The sequence below is a fragment of the Providencia sp. PROV272 genome (genome assembly GCF_049901975.1).
GTDB lineage: Bacteria > Pseudomonadota > Gammaproteobacteria > Enterobacterales > Enterobacteriaceae > Providencia > Providencia stuartii.
This window is the reverse complement of record NZ_CP096291.1, coordinates 324,160-344,327: the sequence shown is the minus strand read 5'-3', so window position 1 is coordinate 344,327 and position 20,168 is coordinate 324,160. Positions and strand designations below refer to the sequence as shown.

Annotated in this window: 14 protein-coding genes; 7 read left to right on the top strand and 7 right to left on the bottom strand. The window is 45.5% G+C overall.

The genetic code is table 11. The features are described 5' to 3' along the window. Nucleotides 1–114 precede the first annotated feature (114 nt). From thiC to M1E93_RS01455, 7 genes are all read left to right on the top strand, one after another. A complete protein-coding gene (gene thiC, locus M1E93_RS01485; RefSeq protein ID WP_004924795.1) occupies nt 115–2,064 on the top strand; it encodes a phosphomethylpyrimidine synthase ThiC in 1,950 nt (649 codons plus the stop codon). Further along, nucleotides 2,048–2,686: a thiamine phosphate synthase gene (gene thiE / locus M1E93_RS01480; RefSeq protein ID WP_036942138.1), complete on the top strand. Its 639-nt coding sequence runs from the start codon at nt 2,048–2,050 to the stop codon at nt 2,684–2,686. The genes thiC and thiE overlap by 17 nt, the downstream gene beginning before the upstream one ends. 61 nt (nt 2,687–2,747) lie before the next feature. Continuing rightward, the gene (locus M1E93_RS01475) at nt 2,748–3,506 is read left to right on the top strand and encodes a HesA/MoeB/ThiF family protein (protein WP_004924791.1); all 759 of its coding nucleotides are present in this window, start codon (nt 2,748–2,750) and stop codon (nt 3,504–3,506) included. After that, the gene (gene thiS / locus M1E93_RS01470; RefSeq protein WP_004924788.1) at nt 3,494–3,694 is read left to right on the top strand and encodes a sulfur carrier protein ThiS; all 201 of its coding nucleotides are present in this window, start codon (nt 3,494–3,496) and stop codon (nt 3,692–3,694) included. The genes M1E93_RS01475 and thiS overlap by 13 nt, the downstream gene beginning before the upstream one ends. 2 nt (nt 3,695–3,696) lie before the next feature. Beyond that, the gene (locus M1E93_RS01465) at nt 3,697–4,467 is read left to right on the top strand and encodes a thiazole synthase (protein ID WP_014656952.1); all 771 of its coding nucleotides are present in this window, start codon (nt 3,697–3,699) and stop codon (nt 4,465–4,467) included. After that, on the top strand, nt 4,464–5,585 hold the full coding sequence (gene thiH, locus M1E93_RS01460; protein WP_004924784.1) for a 2-iminoacetate synthase ThiH: 1,122 nt from the start codon (nt 4,464–4,466) through the stop codon (nt 5,583–5,585). The genes M1E93_RS01465 and thiH overlap by 4 nt, the downstream gene beginning before the upstream one ends. A 106-nt stretch (nt 5,586–5,691) precedes the next feature. Beyond that, entirely contained in the window at nt 5,692–6,294 is a 603-nt protein-coding gene (locus M1E93_RS01455) for a hypothetical protein (RefSeq protein ID WP_426207064.1), read from the top strand. Here the strand turns inward: M1E93_RS01455 and M1E93_RS01450 are convergent. From M1E93_RS01450 to rplA, 7 genes are all read right to left on the bottom strand, one after another. Further along, nucleotides 6,248–7,195, bottom strand: coding sequence for an IS30 family transposase (locus M1E93_RS01450; RefSeq protein ID WP_140035165.1), 948 nt, complete (start codon nt 7,193–7,195; stop codon nt 6,248–6,250). The genes M1E93_RS01455 and M1E93_RS01450 overlap by 47 nt on opposite strands. 284 nt (nt 7,196–7,479) lie before the next feature. Further along, entirely contained in the window at nt 7,480–8,793 is a 1,314-nt protein-coding gene (locus M1E93_RS01445) for a uracil/xanthine transporter (RefSeq protein WP_060561190.1), read from the bottom strand. A 731-nt stretch (nt 8,794–9,524) separates the two neighbouring features. Beyond that, a complete protein-coding gene (gene rpoC / locus M1E93_RS01440) occupies nt 9,525–13,745 on the bottom strand; it encodes a DNA-directed RNA polymerase subunit beta' (protein WP_426207063.1) in 4,221 nt (1,406 codons plus the stop codon). Between the two features lie 112 nt (nt 13,746–13,857). Then, a complete protein-coding gene (gene rpoB, locus M1E93_RS01435) occupies nt 13,858–17,886 on the bottom strand; it encodes a DNA-directed RNA polymerase subunit beta (RefSeq protein ID WP_014656956.1) in 4,029 nt (1,342 codons plus the stop codon). A gap of 348 nt (nt 17,887–18,234) precedes the next feature. Continuing rightward, entirely contained in the window at nt 18,235–18,603 is a 369-nt protein-coding gene (gene rplL, locus M1E93_RS01430) for a 50S ribosomal protein L7/L12 (RefSeq protein WP_004924778.1), read from the bottom strand. 60 nt (nt 18,604–18,663) lie between these two features. Beyond that, nucleotides 18,664–19,161 carry a 50S ribosomal protein L10 gene (gene rplJ / locus M1E93_RS01425; RefSeq protein ID WP_004924776.1) on the bottom strand — a complete coding sequence of 166 codons (498 nt, stop codon included), beginning with the start codon at nt 19,159–19,161 and terminating at the stop codon, nt 18,664–18,666. 303 nt (nt 19,162–19,464) lie between these two features. After that, nucleotides 19,465–20,166, bottom strand: a complete 702-nt coding sequence (rplA, locus tag M1E93_RS01420; protein ID WP_004924773.1) for a 50S ribosomal protein L1 — start codon at nt 20,164–20,166, stop codon at nt 19,465–19,467. Nucleotides 20,167–20,168: the final 2 nt, after the last annotated feature.

Below are 20,168 nucleotides of genomic sequence, written 5' to 3'. Positions count from 1 at the left end.
CGCAACGCCATACCATTACTCCATCCGAACTCCAGACAAGCAACTTTCTTACGATAAACCTGAGTGCTACGCCCATATACGCGTAATCGCTCGTGACAATGTCAGGAAATTGCTATGTCCCAAAATAATATTATCCCTACAAGCGATCTTTCTCCTAAAGCGGCGCCTGCAAGAACGCGCAAAGCACAACGTGATGCGGCCGAAAACTTTATCAATACGGTTTCTGGCGTATCCTTCCCTAATTCAAAACGTATCTACCTAACAGGTTCAAGAGACGATATCCAAGTGCCAATGCGAGAAATCCAGCTCTCACCAACCCTCATTGGCGGCGATAAAGATAATCCTCAATTTGAAGATAATGAGCCTGTTCCTGTTTATGATACTTCAGGCCCCTATGGCGACCCAGCCGCAGAATTAAATGTTCATAAAGGATTAAAAAAGATCCGTGAAGGTTGGATCCGCGAGCGTAATGATACTGTTCCGGTTGATACCCTCAGCTCAGATTTTACGCAGCAGCGACTTGCCGACGCGGGTCTCGATCACTTACGATTTAATCATCGCCCCCACCCATTGAAAGCGATGAAGGGTCGCTGTGTAACACAGCTTCATTATGCACGCCAAGGTATTATTACCCCTGAAATGGAATTTATCGCCATTCGCGAAAATATGGGACGTGAACGTATTCGTGGTGACGTTTTAAGACAGCAGCACCCCGGACAATCATTTGGTGCAAATCTGCCTGAAAACATCACGCCGGAATTTGTCCGCCAAGAAGTTGCCGCGGGCCGTGCCATCATCCCAGCCAATATCAATCACCCTGAATCTGAGCCAATGATTATTGGTCGCAACTTCCTAGTGAAAGTGAACGCCAATATCGGTAACTCATCGGTGACTTCTTCCATTGAAGAAGAGGTTGAAAAACTGATTTGGTCTACCCGCTGGGGAGCCGATACCGTTATGGATCTGTCTACTGGTCGTTATATTCATGAAACTCGTGAGTGGATCCTACGTAACAGTCCAGTGCCAATTGGTACTGTGCCTATTTATCAAGCACTCGAAAAGGTTAATGGGGTTGCCGAAAATCTCACGTGGGAAATGTTCCGCGATACACTGCTTGAACAGGCCGAACAAGGGGTCGATTACTTTACTATCCATGCAGGTGTGCTCCTGCGCTATGTCCCTATGACGGCGAAACGTTTAACCGGTATTGTCTCCCGTGGTGGCTCGATCATGGCGAAATGGTGCCTCTCTCATCACCAAGAAAACTTCTTATATGAAAATTTCCGTGAAATTTGTGAGATTTGTGCAGCCTATGATGTATCACTGTCATTAGGTGATGGTTTACGCCCAGGGTCAATTCAAGATGCTAACGATGAAGCCCAATTTGCTGAACTGCATACCCTTGGTGAGCTTACAAAAATTGCTTGGGAATATGACGTGCAAGTGATGATTGAAGGCCCAGGACATGTGCCAATGCAGATGATCCACCGCAACATGACGGAAGAGCTTGAACATTGTCATGAAGCGCCATTTTATACCCTCGGCCCACTAACTACCGATATCGCTCCCGGTTATGACCATTTTACATCAGGTATTGGGGCAGCCATGATCGGCTGGTTTGGCTGTGCAATGCTCTGTTATGTCACCCCAAAAGAGCATTTGGGCTTACCAAATAAAGAGGATGTTAAACAAGGGCTAATCACCTATAAAATTGCGGCTCATGCTGCCGACCTCGCGAAAGGGCATCCCGGAGCACAAATTCGTGATAATGCTATGTCTAAAGCGCGTTTTGAGTTCCGCTGGGAAGATCAATTTAACCTAGCTCTCGACCCAGATACCGCACGTGCTTATCACGATGAAACCCTGCCACAAGCGTCAGGGAAAGTTGCCCATTTCTGCTCTATGTGTGGTCCTAAATTCTGCTCAATGAAAATTTCACAAGAAGTCCGTGATTATGCGGCGCAAAAGGAAGCTGGCATGGAGCAAATGTCCGAAGCTTTCCGCGCTCATGGCAGCGAGTTGTATCACAGTGCCGAGGTCGTGTCCGATGAAAAAATTGCCTAGCACTCCCTTTGCTCCCACTGAGCAACGATTGGGGCTTTATCCTGTGGTCGACTCTGTAGAATGGATTGAACGCTTGCTTAATGCAGGCGTAACGACTATCCAGCTACGTATTAAAGATAAGCATGATGATGAAGTGCGTGATGATATCCAACGAGCGATTGCTCTCGGTGAAAAGCATCATGCGCGGCTATTTATCAATGACTATTGGCGCTTAGCTATCGAGCTCGGTGCCTATGGTGTTCATCTTGGGCAAGAAGATCTGGAAACCACCGACCTATTGGCTATTCATCAAGCTGGGCTACGTTTAGGCATCTCAACTCATGATCAACATGAGCTTGCTATCGCTAAATCCGTGCGCCCTTCTTATATTGCGATGGGGCATATTTTCCCAACAGAAACCAAGAAAATGCCCTCAGCACCTCAAGGATTGGAGACACTCAAAACCATGGTAGAAGCGACTCCCGATTACCCCACGGTCGCGATTGGCGGTATCTCTATCGATAGAGTGCCAGCAGTGCTCGCAACCGGTGTTGGAAGTGTCGCCTTAGTGAGTGCAATTACCAAAGCAGATGATTGGCTAGAGGCAACAAAAACCCTTTTACGCCTCGTAGAAAATCACTGATTACCTGAATCAAACCCGCCCACACGCTCTCGTGATGGCGGGTTAATTCGAGGAGTTCATCATGTTAAATGATCATGAATTTATGCGTTATAGCCGCCAGCTACTGCTTGAAGATATCGGCCCTGAAGGACAAGGCAAACTTAAAACGAGTAAGGTACTGATTGTTGGCCTTGGTGGTTTAGGCGCACCGGCATCACTTTATTTAGCAGCCGCTGGCGTCGGTGAGTTATGGCTTGCGGATCACGACGAGCTACACCTTTCTAATCTACAGCGGCAAGTTTTATATGGCACTGAGGACATTCCTCAATCTAAAGCCAAACTTGCCGCAAAACGACTACAAGATCTTAATCCACTGATCCATACCCATGTCTTACAACAAAAGTTAGATATTCACACATTGCTTCCCTTGGTTGAGCAAGTCGATTTAGTTCTCGATTGTTGCGATAACATGGCCACTCGCCATGCCGTTAATGCGGCCTGTGTCATGGCAAATAAAACATTGGTTAGTGGCAGTGCCGTGGGGTTTGGTGGGCAGCTTATGGTGCTTGAGCCACCCTTTAATCACGGCTGTTACGCATGTTTATACCCTGACCAGACGGAGCCTCAGCGTAACTGCCGTACCGCTGGTGTACTTGGCCCTGTCGTGGGGGTCATAGGCACATTGCAAGCCTTAGAGGCCATCAAATTATTAGTCGGATTGCCTTCCTCGCTAAGCGGTAAATTGCGTTTATTTGATGGTAAACAGCAGCAATGGAATACCTTGCAACTGACACCGTCCATTCAATGTCCAATCTGCCGAGAAGAAACATGCGCCTTATAATTAACGACCAGCCAATGGAGTTTGATGCGCCATTAACCGTGTCTCAATTACTCGCTTCTCTAGAGCGCAGTACGGTCGGCACGGCTTTGGCCATCAACCAAGTGATCATTCCTCGTCATCAATGGGATTCACACCTCGTGAATGACCAAGACAATATCTTATTGTTTCAAGCTATCGCTGGAGGCTAATCATGTTAAAAATTGCCGATGTGACTTTTCAGTCACGCCTCTTTACTGGCACAGGAAAATTTGCCAATCCAACATTGATGCAAAACGCAATCACTGCATCAGGCAGTCAGCTTGTTACCATGGCGATGAAACGTATAGATTTACGTGGCAATGACGATGGCATTTTAAAGCCTTTGCAAGAGATTGGGGTAAGACTGCTCCCTAATACTTCTGGTGCGAAAAATGCCCAAGAAGCTATTTTTGCCGCACGCCTTGCCCGTGAAGCGTTGGGAACTCATTGGGTTAAACTAGAAATTCACCCCGATGTGAAATATCTCTTACCCGACCCCGTCGAAACCTTAATTGCTGCCGAACAACTCGTAAAAGAAGGGTTTGTGGTACTGCCTTATTGCAGTGCTGACCCTGTGCTGTGTCGTCGTCTCGAAGAAGTCGGTTGTGCAGCCGTAATGCCACTTGGTGCACCGATTGGCACCAATAAAGGTTTAGTCACCAAAGAGATGTTACGGATCATTATTGAGCAATCGACGATCCCCGTAGTGGTTGATGCTGGGATTGGCGCACCTAGCCATGCGATCGAAGCGATTGAAATGGGGGCCGATGCCGTACTAGTCAATACCGCCATCGCTGTAGCAAAAGATCCTGTGCTCATGGCTCAAGCTTTTAAAGTCTCCCTTGAAGCCGCAGAGCTTGCCCGACGCGCTGGCCTTGCTAGCCCGAAACAACATGCTGAAGCTTCAAGCCCATTAACCGAGTTTTTGGGAGCATTACAATGAACAGCAGCTTTCGCCAACGCTGGCAGCAGCTAAATTGGGATGACCTAACCTTACAAATTTATGCCAAAAATACGCGAGATGTTGAGCAGGCTCTTGCTAGCGATACTTTAACACTTGATGATTTTATGGCATTGCTCTCCCCTGCCGCTCGCCCTTTTATTGAGCAATTAGCGCAGAAAGCCCAAAAGCTAACACGGCAACGTTTTGGTAATACCGTGGGGTTCTATGTGCCACTGTATTTATCAAATCTATGCGCTAATGATTGTACATATTGTGGTTTTTCAATGAGTAATCGCATTAAACGAAAAACGCTCGATAAAAACGAAATCATTAATGAGTGCGAGACAATCCGTAAAATTGGTTTTGATAGCCTGTTGTTAGTCACAGGGGAGCATCAAAATAAAGTGGGCATGGATTATTTTCGTGAGCATTTACCCACAATACGCCGCTATTTTAGCGCCTTGATGATGGAAGTTCAGCCACTGAGCACCGAAGAGTACGCTGAACTCAAGACATTAGGACTAGATGGTGTGATGGTGTATCAAGAGACTTACCACGAGCCAGCTTATCAACTACATCATTTGAAAGGTAAAAAACAGGATTTTCATTGGCGGCTGGAGACCCCTGACCGTTTAGGGCGGGCTGGTATCGATAAAATAGGACTTGGAGCATTAATTGGTTTATCTAACAGTTGGCGCACCGATTGCTATATGGTGGCGGAGCACCTGATTTATCTCCAAAAACACTATTGGCAGAGCCGTTATTCTATTTCATTTCCTCGTTTACGCCCTTGTGCTGGTGGTATAGAGCCGGCTTCTTTAATGAGTGAAGCTGAACTTGTGCAGCTTATTTGCGCATTTCGTTTATTGGCGCCAGATGTTGAGCTATCACTTTCAACCCGCGAATCGCCTTATTTTCGCGATCACGTTGTGCCACTTGCCATTAATAATGTCAGTGCGGGTTCAAAAACACAGCCGGGCGGTTATGCCGATGACCATGCTGAATTGGAACAATTTGCACCGCATGATAATCGTAGTGCCGCACAAGTTGCAGAATCTTTAATTCGTTCGGGTCTACAACCGGTCTGGAAAGATTGGGATGGCTATTTAGGGCGTTAATTTATCCGATAAACTTCAAGGAGGAAGTTTATCCCTTTTTTGGCTACTTTTACGTTTCATTTATCGGGCTATACTCCGTTCTCTGTTCACGACAAATGAATCATATATGATGACCCAAAAATGGTTTTTTCTACTTTTTGTCTTATTCTTTTCATTATTAATGAGTGGCTGTGCCAACGTTCGTTGGAAGCATCCAACGCCTTCGCGTGAAATCATCCAATTAATGATGTTGGAAATTCAGGGAGCCAGAAATATTGATGAAGAAGAGTTCGCCGTAGAAGAAACGCTTGCCCGATTAAAAGCACAAAAAGTATCTCATGGCACACGCCCTTTTCAGGTCGTATTGTTCGGTAAAGATCATGAAATACGAGTTGAAGGCTATAGTGAGTATTTTGATTCACTTGGCATAATTTCCGATGCCGATTTTGCGCGTTTTTCTATCCCAAATAAAAACAATATTCAGGGATACTACTACTCCTACCGCGGCACAATGAAAGCTGTGGATTACAGCCTCCCTCACATGGTAAGGGATTCAAACAGTAAAGACAGCTTAGTTTTATATACCAAACCACTCACAAACTACCAGATCACCGTGATCTATTTAGAGGGTGCCCAATATCAATTTAACTACGGCTCGGCGGATTCAAGTCCGAAGTGCAACGCTAAGCCGCCTTTCTTAGCTCCGCAAACACCACCGAAGGTTGTCTGAACCCCAGACACTTGCGTGGCCTGCTGTTCAACGCTCCCTGATAGCGTTGTAAGTCTTCTTCTGTCACTGTCCGCAGGTCTGTTCCTTTCGGGATAAACTGTCTTAACAACCCATTCGTATTCTCGTTCAGCCCACGCTCATGCGAGGCATACGGATGGGCAAAGTACGTATCTGCGTTCAGTGCTTCTGCTATCGCCTTGTGCTCACTAAACTCTAGACCGTTATCGAACGTTATTGTGTGACATACATCCTGATACTCACTCAGCAGTGAGATAATGGCCTTACTGACTTCCACCGCATCCTTTGAAAACACCTTTTTTGTCAGGTAAATACGGCTTTTGCGTTCTGCCAGTGTCACGATAGCACCAGTGCCCTGTTTACCCTGCACCAAATCGGCCTCCCAGTCCCCCAGACGGCTACGGTCATCGACGACTGACGGCCGTAGCTCAATGGATACCGCATCAGGGATGCGCCCTCGTTTCTGCCCGTAGCCCTTACGATATCGCCGTTTGCCCTGCCTAAGATGCCTGTACAACTCGCCACCGCTACGCTTATCCGCATAGATATACTGGTAAATCCATTCATGGCTGACGCTAAGACCAATAATGCTGCCAATTGCACTTATTTGCTCAGGACTCCACTTCCACTCCAGAGCAAATATCACGAAATCTATGGTCTGCTGAGGAATTGTCCTTTTGGCAGATGACAGCCGCCTATCACAGCACTTCTGGTGTGCCTGTTGTGGGTTATAACCAGTATCTGAAGTGTTACGCCTCAGTTCACGGGAGACCGTGGACTTGCTTACACCGATACGGATACCTATCTCATGGCAGGATAAATTATCCTCACGCAGTATCGATATCTGGTATCGTTGTCCTTCGGTTAGTTGCTGATACTTCATACTTACTCGCTCATCTTTGGTCGGAAGAGCAGGATAGCTTATCAGTAGCTAACCGTCCTTCCATCTAACATGACCGAGCGTTGCACTTATTATCTGAATTCGCGCTCAATGCCAATATCAATCGGGATTTTTGGTCCCGCTAAGTCCTATAAGAATAGTTTTGATGGCCGGTTTTATATCTCACCTAGCGACAAAACAAATCGTTACCAACTCCGCTCGCCAATGTACTAATGCGTGATCTAACCTCATTATAAACGCTACATAATGAGGTTTTTCTGTATTCGTTAATGAATCTTATCCCACTTAATACTGTTTTCGAGGATCAACGACAAAATGATCCCCATTAACAAACCATTCCCTAATAATGAACTAAACATCATTGGTAATGAATCCATGACAGCATCGGGGGCTGACATTAAAAAAATACCGATAAATAATGGTAGTGCTAAACGATAAATATTGCGGGCGTTCAGTTTAATTTCGGCTAGAAATGAAAAAGAAGAGAATAATAATGGCAAATAAGTTGCCAACATCACCGCGCTACCAATCGCTAACGGTAATGAACGAAAAAACTGGGTCAATACGGCAACTGCACCAACGAATAACAGCAGTAAACTCCCAATCGTAAAAGAGACCCGCGAAGTATCCTTGGTCTGTGTAATCAAACCAATGGATGAGACAAACGGTGAAAACGGCACAACACCTAATGGTGCTGAAAATAAAGTTAAAACACCTGACGTCACAAAACTCCGCCGATAAATAGATTTTGTCGACTCTTTTTGCGGATAAAAAACATCACTGCCTCGTATCGCACCAAAAGTGTTTGAGGTATTCAAAATACCTGCCAGTATCGCAGTGATCACAATGCTTGGTTGAATATCATCTGCCCGTCCTAATGGAAAGAGTAGCCATTTAGCCTCTGAAACTGTGGAGATTTGTCCATGAAATAGCAGGCTGTAAGCCCCCCAGCCTAGAACAGTTCCACAGAGTAAAGCGTATGTGCTAATACTCGGGGGTAGAAAGACAATCATAGCGATAACAAAAATCAGCACTGCAAAGGCAAGAAAGAAAACTGGATAATTAACGGTAACGCTAGGATCTGAAACCCCAAAGGGTAGCCCTAACATCCCTTTTAGGAAAATTGAGACTAACTGAGCGCCAAGTAAAAACATAAATACGACTAAGACACCCGGTTTAAATAAGCCAGAGAGCCAGTTACCTAGTCCTGTTAGCCCTATTAATATAGTAACAATACCTGATAAAAAAATACCGACGGCGAGACTCCAACCAATAATTGCTAAAGAGGTTCCTTGCATCGACTCTGATAGCGTCACGGTTAAGATTGTTGCCCACCATAAACCGGTCGAACCTTCCATCAGTGCACGTTTGTGCCCTAAAAAAGCTTGTAGCAAACAGGCTAATGCAATAAGCAAAAAAGCGTATTGGGTGATAACAAATGTGGTTTCAGCCGATAAATGAAAGGCAGATTGCAGTGTAGGTGGAATAACAACGGTATTGCAAAAAATAAAGAAAAACCATTGGAAGCCCGAAATAAAGCTACTTTTTTTGATTATATTTTTCTGCACTGAAGACCCCATTATTTATTATTATCGATGGTTAACAGTCTAGTCGTGTTTAAATTAAATTTCTAATTATTATTTTTGGCCTATTACTTGGATATTTATCGATTATATTGAAAGGGCAGTCGCTAACAATGCTCTAAAATTAATGGTTAAATTTATTTAATTTTGAGTTAGGGAGATAGTATTTTTCTTTCATGACCTATTTTATTAAATTTGCAAATTAACTTTTAAACCTACTCTTCATATTTATTTAATGTCATAGCGATAAGTTCACATTAATCACTTTATAATAAAAGCTAATAAATAAACATATATCCTATCGCTATTTATATTTGTGATATTAATGACTATGTATATTCTTTTCTACTTAAGGACATGACATGGTGACTCGAAAATATCGTGTTATGCCTTCCATTGAGAATGACACCATCAAACATAATTTGCAGTATTCTTCTTTTGATACATTACCCGATATTTATGAAGAGATATGGCGTTGGCCATATCTAGAAATACCTACGATCGAATGCAGGATTTCATGAAATTAAAAAAGAGCCTTTAATTTCTTCCCCAAATAATTATTTTCCAGAGTTAGCCAATTATCTCGCGTGTCCGCATATTCACATTATCACTGCCAATAAGGGTTAGTGGCAAAACGGACATTTTATATTGCTGATTTATACCTACAAAAAAACCGGCGCTATTGAAGCGCCGGTTTTATTATTGTGTTTCAATCAGGCTTATAAGCCTTAATTGTTATCGCTGCTGAACCCTGCATTTAACAGTTCAGCCAGGTTAGCCGTAGCTTCATCTGCGCTGACTTGTGGCGCTTCCACAACATCATTCAGATGACGGCGACGGATACGGTCTTGATGATACGCAAAACCAGTACCTGCTGGGATCAGACGACCCACAATAACGTTCTCTTTCAGACCGCGAAGCTCGTCACGTTTACCTGCAACGGCAGCTTCTGTCAGTACGCGTGTGGTTTCTTGGAACGATGCTGCTGAGATGAAGGATTCTGCTGCCAGAGATGCCTTCGTGATACCCAACAGGTCACGTTCGAACTTAGCTGGGATCTTACCATCCTGCTCAAGTTTACGGTTAGAAACTTTAACACGTGAGTACTCAACCTGCTCACCTTCAAGGAATTCAGAGCTTCCCGCGTCAGAGATAGTCACTTTACGCAGCATCTGACGAACGATAACTTCGATGTGTTTATCGTTAATCTTAACGCCTTGTAAGCGGTAAACTTCCTGAACCTCGTTCGTGATATAACGCGTAACCGCATGAACACCACGCAGACGCAAGATATCGTGTGGAGACTCTGGGCCATCGGAGATCACGTCACCGCGCTCTACGATCTCACCTTCAAACACGTTGAGCTGACGCCATTTAGGGATCATCTCTTCATACGGATCAGAACCATCCATCGGTGTGATCACCAGACGACGTTTACCTTTGGTTTCTTTACCGAAGGAAACAATACCGCTGATCTCAGCCAAGATTGCAGGCTCTTTCGGACGACGTGCTTCAAACAGGTCAGCAACGCGTGGTAGACCACCCGTGATATCTTTAGTCCCCACAGATTCTTGTGGAATACGCGCTAAAGTATCACCCACGTTGATAGCGATGCCATCATCTAACTGAACAATTGCTTTACCCGGTAAGAAGTACTGAGCAGGCATGTCTGTGTTAGGAATAAGCACATCGTTACCATTTGCATCAACAACACGCAATGCAGGACGCAGGTCTTTACCACCACTAGTACGTTCCGCAGTATCCAGAACAACGATTGAAGACAGACCGGTTAATTCATCAGTCTGACGAGTCATTGTTTGACCATCAATCATGTCAGAGAAGCGGATAATACCGGATACTTCACTGACAACTGGCATGGTATGTGGATCCCAGTTAGCAACAGTTTCGCCACCGTTAACTGCTTCACCGTCACCTTTAGTCAGGTGCGCACCGTAAGGAACTTTGTAGCTCTCTTTAGTACGACCGAACTCATCAATCAGGCGTAATTCGGTATTACGTGAAGTAATAACCAGTTTGCCTTCTGAGTTAGTCACAAATTTCGCGTTAACCAGTTTCAGCGTACCTGGATTACGAACTTGGATGCTAGATTCTGCTGCCGCACGAGATGCCGCACCACCGATGTGGAACGTACGCATCGTCAACTGTGTACCTGGTTCACCGATTGACTGTGCCGCGATAACCCCGATAGCTTCACCTTTGTTGATGATATGACCACGAGCCAGGTCACGACCATAACAGTGAGCACACACACCGAAGTCAGTTTCACAGCTAACGACGGAACGGACTTTAACGCTGTCAACAGAGTTTTCTTCTAACAGGTCACACCATTTTTCGTGTAGCAACGTATTACGTGGAACCAGAATGTCCGCGGTACCTGGGATCAGGATGTCTTCCGCAGTCACACGCCCCAATACACGCTCACGCAGTGGTTCTTTAACATCGCCACCCTCGATAACCGGAGTCATCAGGATACCTTCGTGAGTACCACAATCGTCTTCAGTCACAACCAAGTCCTGAGCAAGGTCAACGAGACGACGAGTCAGATAACCAGAGTTCGCTGTTTTCAATGCGGTATCCGCAAGACCTTTACGAGCACCGTGCGTAGAAATAAAGTACTGGAGAACGTTCAGACCTTCACGGAAGTTCGCCGTGATTGGTGTTTCGATGATTGAGCCATCTGGCTTAGCCATCAGACCACGCATACCCGCAAGCTGACGGATCTGAGCGGCAGAACCACGAGCACCGGAGTCGGCCATCATAAAGATACTGTTGAAAGAAACCTGTTGTTCTTCTTCACCGTCACGGTTAATAACTGTTTCAGTTGACAGGTTTTCCATCATCGCTTTAGCAACACGTTCGTTTGCCGCAGCCCAGATATCGATAACTTTGTTGTAACGTTCGCCTGCTGTCACCAGACCAGACTGGAACTGTTCCTGAATTTCTGCAACTTCCGCTTCTGCTTCGGCGATGATCCCTGCTTTTTTCTCAGGAATAACCATATCGTCGATACCAACAGATGCACCAGAGCGTGCCGCGTAGGCAAAACCGGTATACATGATTTGGTCAGCAAAAATAACCGTTGGTTTCAGACCCAGTACACGGTAACAGGTGTTCAGCATTTTGGAGATCGCTTTCTTACCTAGCGCTTGGTTAACCAGCGAATAAGGCAAGCCTTTTGGTACGATCATCCACAAAATTGCACGACCAACAGTAGTATCAACCATACTGGTGTTAATCGTAATATTACCTTCACCGTCTTTCACTTCTTCAGTGATACGGACTTTAACGCGGGCATGCAGTGATGCATGACCTGAACGGTAAACACGCTCAGCTTCTTTCGGGCCGGCCAGAACCATGCCTTCGCCTTTCGCGTTTACGCAGTCACGAGTCATATAGTAGAGACCCAATACAACGTCCTGTGAAGGAACGATGATAGGCTCACCACTTGCTGGTGACAGAATGTTGTTGGTTGACATCATCAACGCACGTGCTTCTAACTGAGCTTCCAGAGTTAGAGGAACGTGTACCGCCATTTGGTCACCATCGAAGTCGGCGTTATATGCCGCACAAACGAGTGGGTGCAATTGGATAGCTTTACCTTCGATCAGAATTGGTTCGAACGCTTGGATACCCAGACGGTGAAGTGTTGGTGCACGGTTCAGCATGACTGGGTGTTCACGGATAACTTCATCCAAGATATCCCAAACTACCGCTTCTTCGCGCTCAACCATTTTCTTCGCTGCTTTAATGGTTGTTGCCAGACCACGTAGTTCTAATTTGCCATAAATAAATGGTTTGAATAGCTCAAGAGCCATTTTCTTAGGCAGACCACACTGATGCAGACGCAGGTATGGACCTACTGTAATAACCGAACGACCTGAGTAGTCAACACGCTTACCTAGCAAGTTCTGACGGAAACGACCTTGTTTACCTTTGATCATATCAGCCAAAGATTTCAGAGGACGTTTGTTAGAGCCTGTAATTGCACGACCACGACGACCGTTATCTAACAGTGCGTCAACCGCTTCTTGCAGCATACGTTTTTCGTTACGTACGATGATGTCTGGCGCAGCCAGATCCAGAAGACGTTTCAGACGGTTGTTACGGTTGATCACGCGACGATACAGATCGTTCAGATCTGACGTTGCGAAACGGCCACCATCCAGAGGAACTAATGGACGTAGATCAGGTGGTAACACAGGTAGAACGTTCAGGATCATCCACTCTGGTTTGTTGCCAGATTGAATGAACGCTTCTAATAGTTTAATGCGCTTAGTCAGCTTCTTACGCTTAGTTTCAGAGTTAGTTTCATTCAACTCTTCGCGTAGTGTTTCACACTCGTTCTCAAGATCGAGGTTTTTCAGCAGACCTTGGATTGCTTCCGCACCCATTTTCGCGTCAAATTCGTCACCGAACTCTTCCAGCGCATCGAGGTATTGTTCTTCTGTCAGGATCTGTCCACGTTCAAGGCTAGTCATACCGCCTTCAACAACGACATAAGATTCAAAATACAGAACACGCTCGATATCACGCAGAGGCATATCAAGTAACAAACCGATACGGGATGGCAGTGATTTTAAGAACCAGATGTGTGCTGTCGGAGAAGCAAGTTCAATATGCCCCATGCGCTCACGACGAACTTTAGTCTGGGTGACTTCAACGCCACATTTCTCACAAATCACACCGCGGTGTTTTAAACGTTTGTACTTACCGCACAGACATTCGTAGTCTTTTACTGGCCCGAAAATACGCGCACAGAAAAGGCCGTCACGCTCAGGTTTGAACGTACGGTAGTTAATGGTTTCTGGCTTTTTCACTTCACCGAATGACCATGAACGGATCATATCAGGTGATGCCAGAGCAATTTTGATCGCATCAAACTCTTCGGTCTTGGTTTGCGCTTTCAGAAACTTAATTAAGTCTTTCACAAAATGGCTCCTGTCGGAGTTAGACCTGTCAGGTGAGAGGCCCCTGCCTCTCCCCTAATCCCAGTACTTATACTGGCCGGAAGACTAAAATTAGCCTTCCGGTACAAACGAATTACTCGTCTTCCAGTTCGATGTTGATACCCAGTGAACGGATTTCTTTCAACAATACGTTGAAGGATTCCGGCATACCAGGTTCCATCTGATGGCTGCCATCGACGATGTTTTTATACATCTTCGTACGGCCGTTAACGTCATCCGACTTAACAGTCAACATCTCTTGGAGTGTATAGGCTGCACCGTATGCTTCCAGTGCCCACACTTCCATCTCCCCGAAACGCTGACCACCGAACTGAGCTTTACCACCCAGCGGTTGCTGAGTAACCAAGCTGTAAGAACCAGTAGAACGGGCGTGCATTTTATCGTCAACCAAGTGGTTCAGTTTCAGCATGTACATGTAACCAACAGTTACTTGACGCTCAAACTTCTCACCAGTACGGCCGTCGAACAATGTAATCTGACCAGAAGTTGGCAGACCACCCAGTTTCAACAGTTCTTTAATTTCAATTTCTTTCGCACCATCAAACACTGGCGTTGCGATTGGCATACCTTTTTTCAGGTTCTCAGCCAGACGCAATACTTCTTCATCAGAGAAAGTATTCAGATCCACTTTTTGACGTGGGTCATCACCAAGGTCATAGGCTTTCTGGATAAACTCACGCAGTTTGGCAACTTCTTGCTGCTGTTTAAGCATAGCATTAATTTTGTCACCAATACCTTTCGCAGCCATACCCAAGTGGGTTTCCAGAATCTGACCGATGTTCATACGTGAAGGTACGCCCAGTGGGTTCAGAACGATGTCTACAGGGTTACCGTTTTCATCGTAAGGCATGTCTTCAACTGGGTTGATTTTTGAGATAACACCCTTGTTACCATGGCGACCCGCCATTTTATCACCCGGTTGGATCTGACGTTTAACAGCCAGATAAACCTTAACAATTTTCAGTACGCCTGGAGCCAGATCATCACCTTGGGTGATCTTACGACGCTTAGCATCGAGTTTTTTCTCAAACTCAGATTTCAGCTCATCGTACTGCTCAGCAAGTTGCTCTAACTGGTTCTGTTTCTCTTCATCAGCCAGAGACAGCTCTAACCAGCGATCGCGAGGCAGTTTGTCCAGTTTCTCTGCTTCAATTCCGCCACTGATCAATACAGAACGGATACGAGCAAATATACCGGCTTCGAAAATACGTAACTCTTCAGTTAAGTCTTTCTTAGCATCACGTAATTGTGTTTCTTCGATTTCCAGCGCACGCTTGTCTTTTTCTACGCCATCACGGGTAAATACTTGTACGTCAATAACCGTACCAGAAACACCGTTAGGAACGCGTAGAGAAGAGTCTTTAACGTCAGACGCTTTTTCACCAAAGATTGCACGTAGCAATTTCTCTTCTGGTGTCAGTTGGGTTTCGCCTTTCGGCGTCACTTTACCAACTAGGATATCGCCGCCTTTAACTTCAGCACCGATGTACACGATACCAGACTCATCGAGTTTAGAGAGTGCCGCTTCACCGACGTTAGGAATATCAGCAGTAATTTCTTCAGGCCCCAGTTTGGTGTCACGAGACACACAAGAGAGTTCCTGAATATGGATGGTTGTAAAACGGTCTTCTTGAACAACACGCTCAGAAACGAGGATGGAGTCCTCGAAGTTATAACCATTCCATGGCATGAATGCCACGCGCATGTTTTGGCCAAGTGCCAATTCACCTAGGTCAGTTGAAGGACCATCAGCTAACACGTCACCACGTTCAACTGGTTCACCTAAAGATACACAAGGCATCTGGTTAATACAGGTGTTCTGGTTAGAACGGGTATATTTGGTTAGGTTATAAATATCGATTCCAGCTTCACCCGGATACATCTCATCTTCATTAACTTTAATAACAATACGAGAAGCATCAACGTACTGAACTGTACCACCGCGTTTTGCAACTGCTGTTACACCGGAGTCAACAGCAACCGCACGTTCCATACCTGTACCCACTAATGGTTTATCAGCGCGTAAAGTTGGAACCGCTTGACGTTGCATGTTCGCACCCATCAATGCACGGTTAGCATCATCGTGTTCAAGGAATGGGATCAGTGACGCACCAACAGAAACAACCTGTTGAGTCGAAACGTCCATATATTCAACTTGATCGCGGCTGAACAAGCTTGATTCACCACGGTTACGACAAGTGATCAGTTCTTCAACGAAGCTACCATCTTCCGCCAATACGGTGTTTGCCTGAGCAATGATGAAGTTACCTTCTTCAATTGCTGACAGATAGTGAATTTCGTCAGTAACGATACCATCGCGCACTAAACGGTAAGGTGTTTCTAGGAAACCATACTCGTTAGTCTGTGCATAAACAGACAATGAGTTAATCAGACCGATGTTCGGACCTTCAGGGGTTTCGATTGGACAAACACGACCGTAGTGAGTTGGATGAACGTCACGTACTTCAAAGCCCGCACGCTCACGAGTCAGACCGCCTGGGCCTAACGCTGAGATACGACGTTTGTGTGTGATTTCTGACAGTGGGTTGTTTTGGTCCATAAATTGAGACAATTGGCTGGAACCAAAGAACTCTTTCACTGCCGCAGAAATTGGCTTCGCGTTGATCATATCTTGTGGCATCAATGCATCGAGGTCGCCCAGAGAAAGACGCTCTTTCACTGCACGCTCAACACGGACCAGACCGACACGGAACTGGTTTTCTGCCATTTCACCAACAGAACGAATACGACGGTTACCTAAGTGGTCAATATCGTCGACTTCGCCTTTACCGTTACGGATATCGATGAGCTTACGCATAACATCAATGATGTCTTCTTCACTCAGGATACCAGAACCTTCGATTTCATCGCGGCCCAGTGAACGGTTGAACTTCATGCGACCTACCGCAGACAAGTCGTAACGATCTTCTGAGAAGAACAGGTTATCGAACAGGTTTTCAGCCGCTTCACGTGTTGGTGGCTCACCAGGGCGCATCATACGGTAGATTTCTACCAGCGCGCTCAGGCGGTCATTTGTTGGATCGACACGCAGGGTTTCAGAAATGTAAGCACCGTGGTCTAAGTCGTTAGTAAACAATGTTTCAATTGTTTTATGACCCGCTTGGCTCAGACGTGCCAACATATCTAATGAAAGTTCCATGTTAGCCGCACAAATCAGCTCGCCAGTACTTTCATCAATGTAATCTCTTGCGACTACTTTACCCGCGATATATTCAACAGGCACTTCAATGCTGTTGACTTCTTCTTTTTCTAGCAAGCGGATATGACGTGCAGTGATACGACGGCCTTTTTCAACATAGACTTTGCCGTTTGCTTCGATATCAAATGAAGCAGTTTCACCACGTAGACGCTCAGGAACCAGCGTCATCATCAGCTTGTTATCACGGATTTGGAATACAGTTTTGTCGAAGAACAAGTTCAGAATGTCTTCGGTGCTGTAATCCATTGCACGTAGAATAATGGTCGCAGGTAATTTACGGCGACGGTCGATACGTACAAACAGGTTATCTTTCGGATCGAATTCGAAATCAAGCCATGAACCGCGGTAAGGGATAATACGCGCGTTGTACAGGACTTTACCTGAGGAGTGTGTTTTACCTTTGTCGCTGTCGAAGAACACACCAGGGCTACGGTGTAACTGAGAAACGATAACACGCTCAGTACCGTTGATAACGAAGGTTCCGTTTTCGGTCATGAGTGGAATTTCACCCATGTAGACTTCTTGTTCTTTGATGTCTTTTACAGTGCCTTCTGGTGCTTCACGCTCATAAACAATGAGGCGCAGCTTAACACGCAGTGGTGCAGAGTATGTGACGCCACGGATTTGACATTCTTTAACATCAAAAACAGGCTCACCCAGACGATAGCTGACATATTGCAGTTCAGCATTACCGCTGTAGCTCTGAATAGGAAACACAGAACGGAAAGCTGCTTCCAGCCCGTTCTGACCATCAGGATCTTGCTCGATAAACTTCTGGAACGAGTCAAGTTGGATAGAAAGGAGATAAGGTACATCCAACACTTGTGGACGTTTACCAAAATCCTTACGAATACGTTTTTTCTCGGTATAGGAGTAAACCATAGGGTTCCTCAGCTCGCTGATCAGTGACCCACTCTGTCCGTCCATAAGGACAGCATCGATAACGCTATTTTTTGAAATGGAAAATGAACACTTTCCGTAATACTCATTGCTATTACTCTTAAATCATTTCATTGTGCCACTCTGACTACCGAGCTACCCGAGCGGGTCGTAGCTGAGAACACAGTATATTAAGTCGTCAATAGAAAGAAGTATTGGAGGGTTTGTTAACATCAAAATTGCGTGAAAAAGCTGTTAACACCCAATCACGCTTTACAGCGCAAAAAGGCTGGTGATTAAAAAATCACCAGCCATCAGCCTTTAAGTTAGGCTGCAAACTGAAGACTGAACTTATTTAAGCTCAACAGAAGCGCCTGCTTCTTCAAGAGATTTTTTCAGAGCTTCAGCTTCGTCTTTGCTAGCACCTTCTTTAATAGTTGCTGGCGCAGATTCTACCATATCTTTAGCTTCTTTCAGACCCAGACCGGTCGCACCGCGAACTGCTTTGATAACAGCAACTTTGTTACCGCCAACAGAAGCCAGAACAACGTCGAACTCAGTTTTTTCTTCAGCAGCTTCAGCAGCAGCACCTGGAGCAACAGCAACAGCTGCAGCAGCAGAAACGCCGAATTTTTCTTCCATCATAGTGATCAGTTCAACAACGTCCATTACAGACATTTCAGCAACTGCGTCAAGGATTTGGTCTTTAGTGATAGACATAACAAGTGTTCCTAAAATTCAGAAATAGTTTATACGTTAAAAAGCAACGAAGGAAAGGGCTTATGCAGCTTCTTTCTGATCGCGCAGAGCAGCCAGAGTGCGAACCAGTTTGCCTGCAGCGGCTTCTTTCATGGTTGCCATCAGGCGTGCGATTGCTTCTTCGTAAGTTGGGAGTGTTGCCAGACGATCGATATCTTTCGCTTGGATTAACTCACCTTCAAAGGCCGCAGCTTTAATCTCAAATGCTGGATTCGCTTTCGCGAACTCTTTGAACAGACGAGCAGCAGCGCCCGGGTGTTCGTTAGAGAAAGCAATCAAGGTTGGACCAACAAACGCGTCTTTCAGGACTTCGTAAGAAGTACCTTCAACAGCACGACGGATCAGCGTGTTACGAACAACACGGATGTAAACGCCAGCTTCGCGACCTGCTTTACGCAGTTCAGTCATTTTTGCTACAGTTACGCCGCGTGAATCAGCAACAACTGCAGAAAGCGCGCCTTTGGCTACTTCGCTGACTTCAGCAACAATCGCTTGTTTGTCTTGAAGATTTAGTGCCATTAGCTTCTTGCTCCTGGATTAACCGGGAAACCCCGGGGACTCACATCACCCAAACACGACATGTGTTGAGCGCTAAAACACGGTGAGCAGAAGCCAGAATAAAATTCTTGGTATCTCTGTCACCGTCTACGCAGGTAGATTAAGTATTGCTACACCTGCGGTCTTGGACGGGGTCTGGAAAGGCCAGACTCCATACCGAAATTCGTGGTTTACTAATACTAAAATAGTACTAGCAAACTCAAGGCGTCAGATTTTATACAAATCTGACGCAAAGGTAAAGTTTAATTACTAAAAGTATTAGTATTAAACTGCTGCTGACAGACCAGCTTGGTCGATAGCAACACCTGCACCCATCGTAGTAGACAGGCTAACTTTCTTGATGTACACGCCTTTAGCAGAAGCTGGTTTTGCTTTTTTCAGCGCAATCAGCAGTGCTTCTAGGTTTTCTTTCAGTTTGTCAGCATCAAAGTCAACTTTACCGATAGTGGTGTGAATGATACCGTTTTTGTCGTTACGGTAACGAACCTGACCTGCTTTAGCATTTTGAACTGCTTCAGCAACGTTAGGTGTTACAGTACCCACTTTCGGGTTTGGCATCAGACCACGTGGACCCAGGATTTGACCTAATTGGCCAACAACGCGCATTGCATCTGGAGAAGCAATAACAACGTCGAAATCCATCTCACCAGCTTTAATTTTATCAGCCAGATCGTCCATACCAACCAGCTCAGCACCAGCAGCTTTAGCTGCTTCAGCGTTTGCGCCTTGAGTAAAGACTGCAACGCGAACTGAACGGCCAGTACCGTGTGGCAGTACAGTTGCACCACGTACGTTCTGATCAGATTTACGAGCGTCGATGCCGAGGTTAACAGCAACGTCAACGCTTTCTACGAATTTAGCAGTCGCTAATTCTTTCAGCAGAGCAACGGCTTCGTTGATGTCATACTGTTTAGTTGAATCAACTTTTTCACGGATATTGCGCATGCGCTTATTCAGTTTAGCCATTG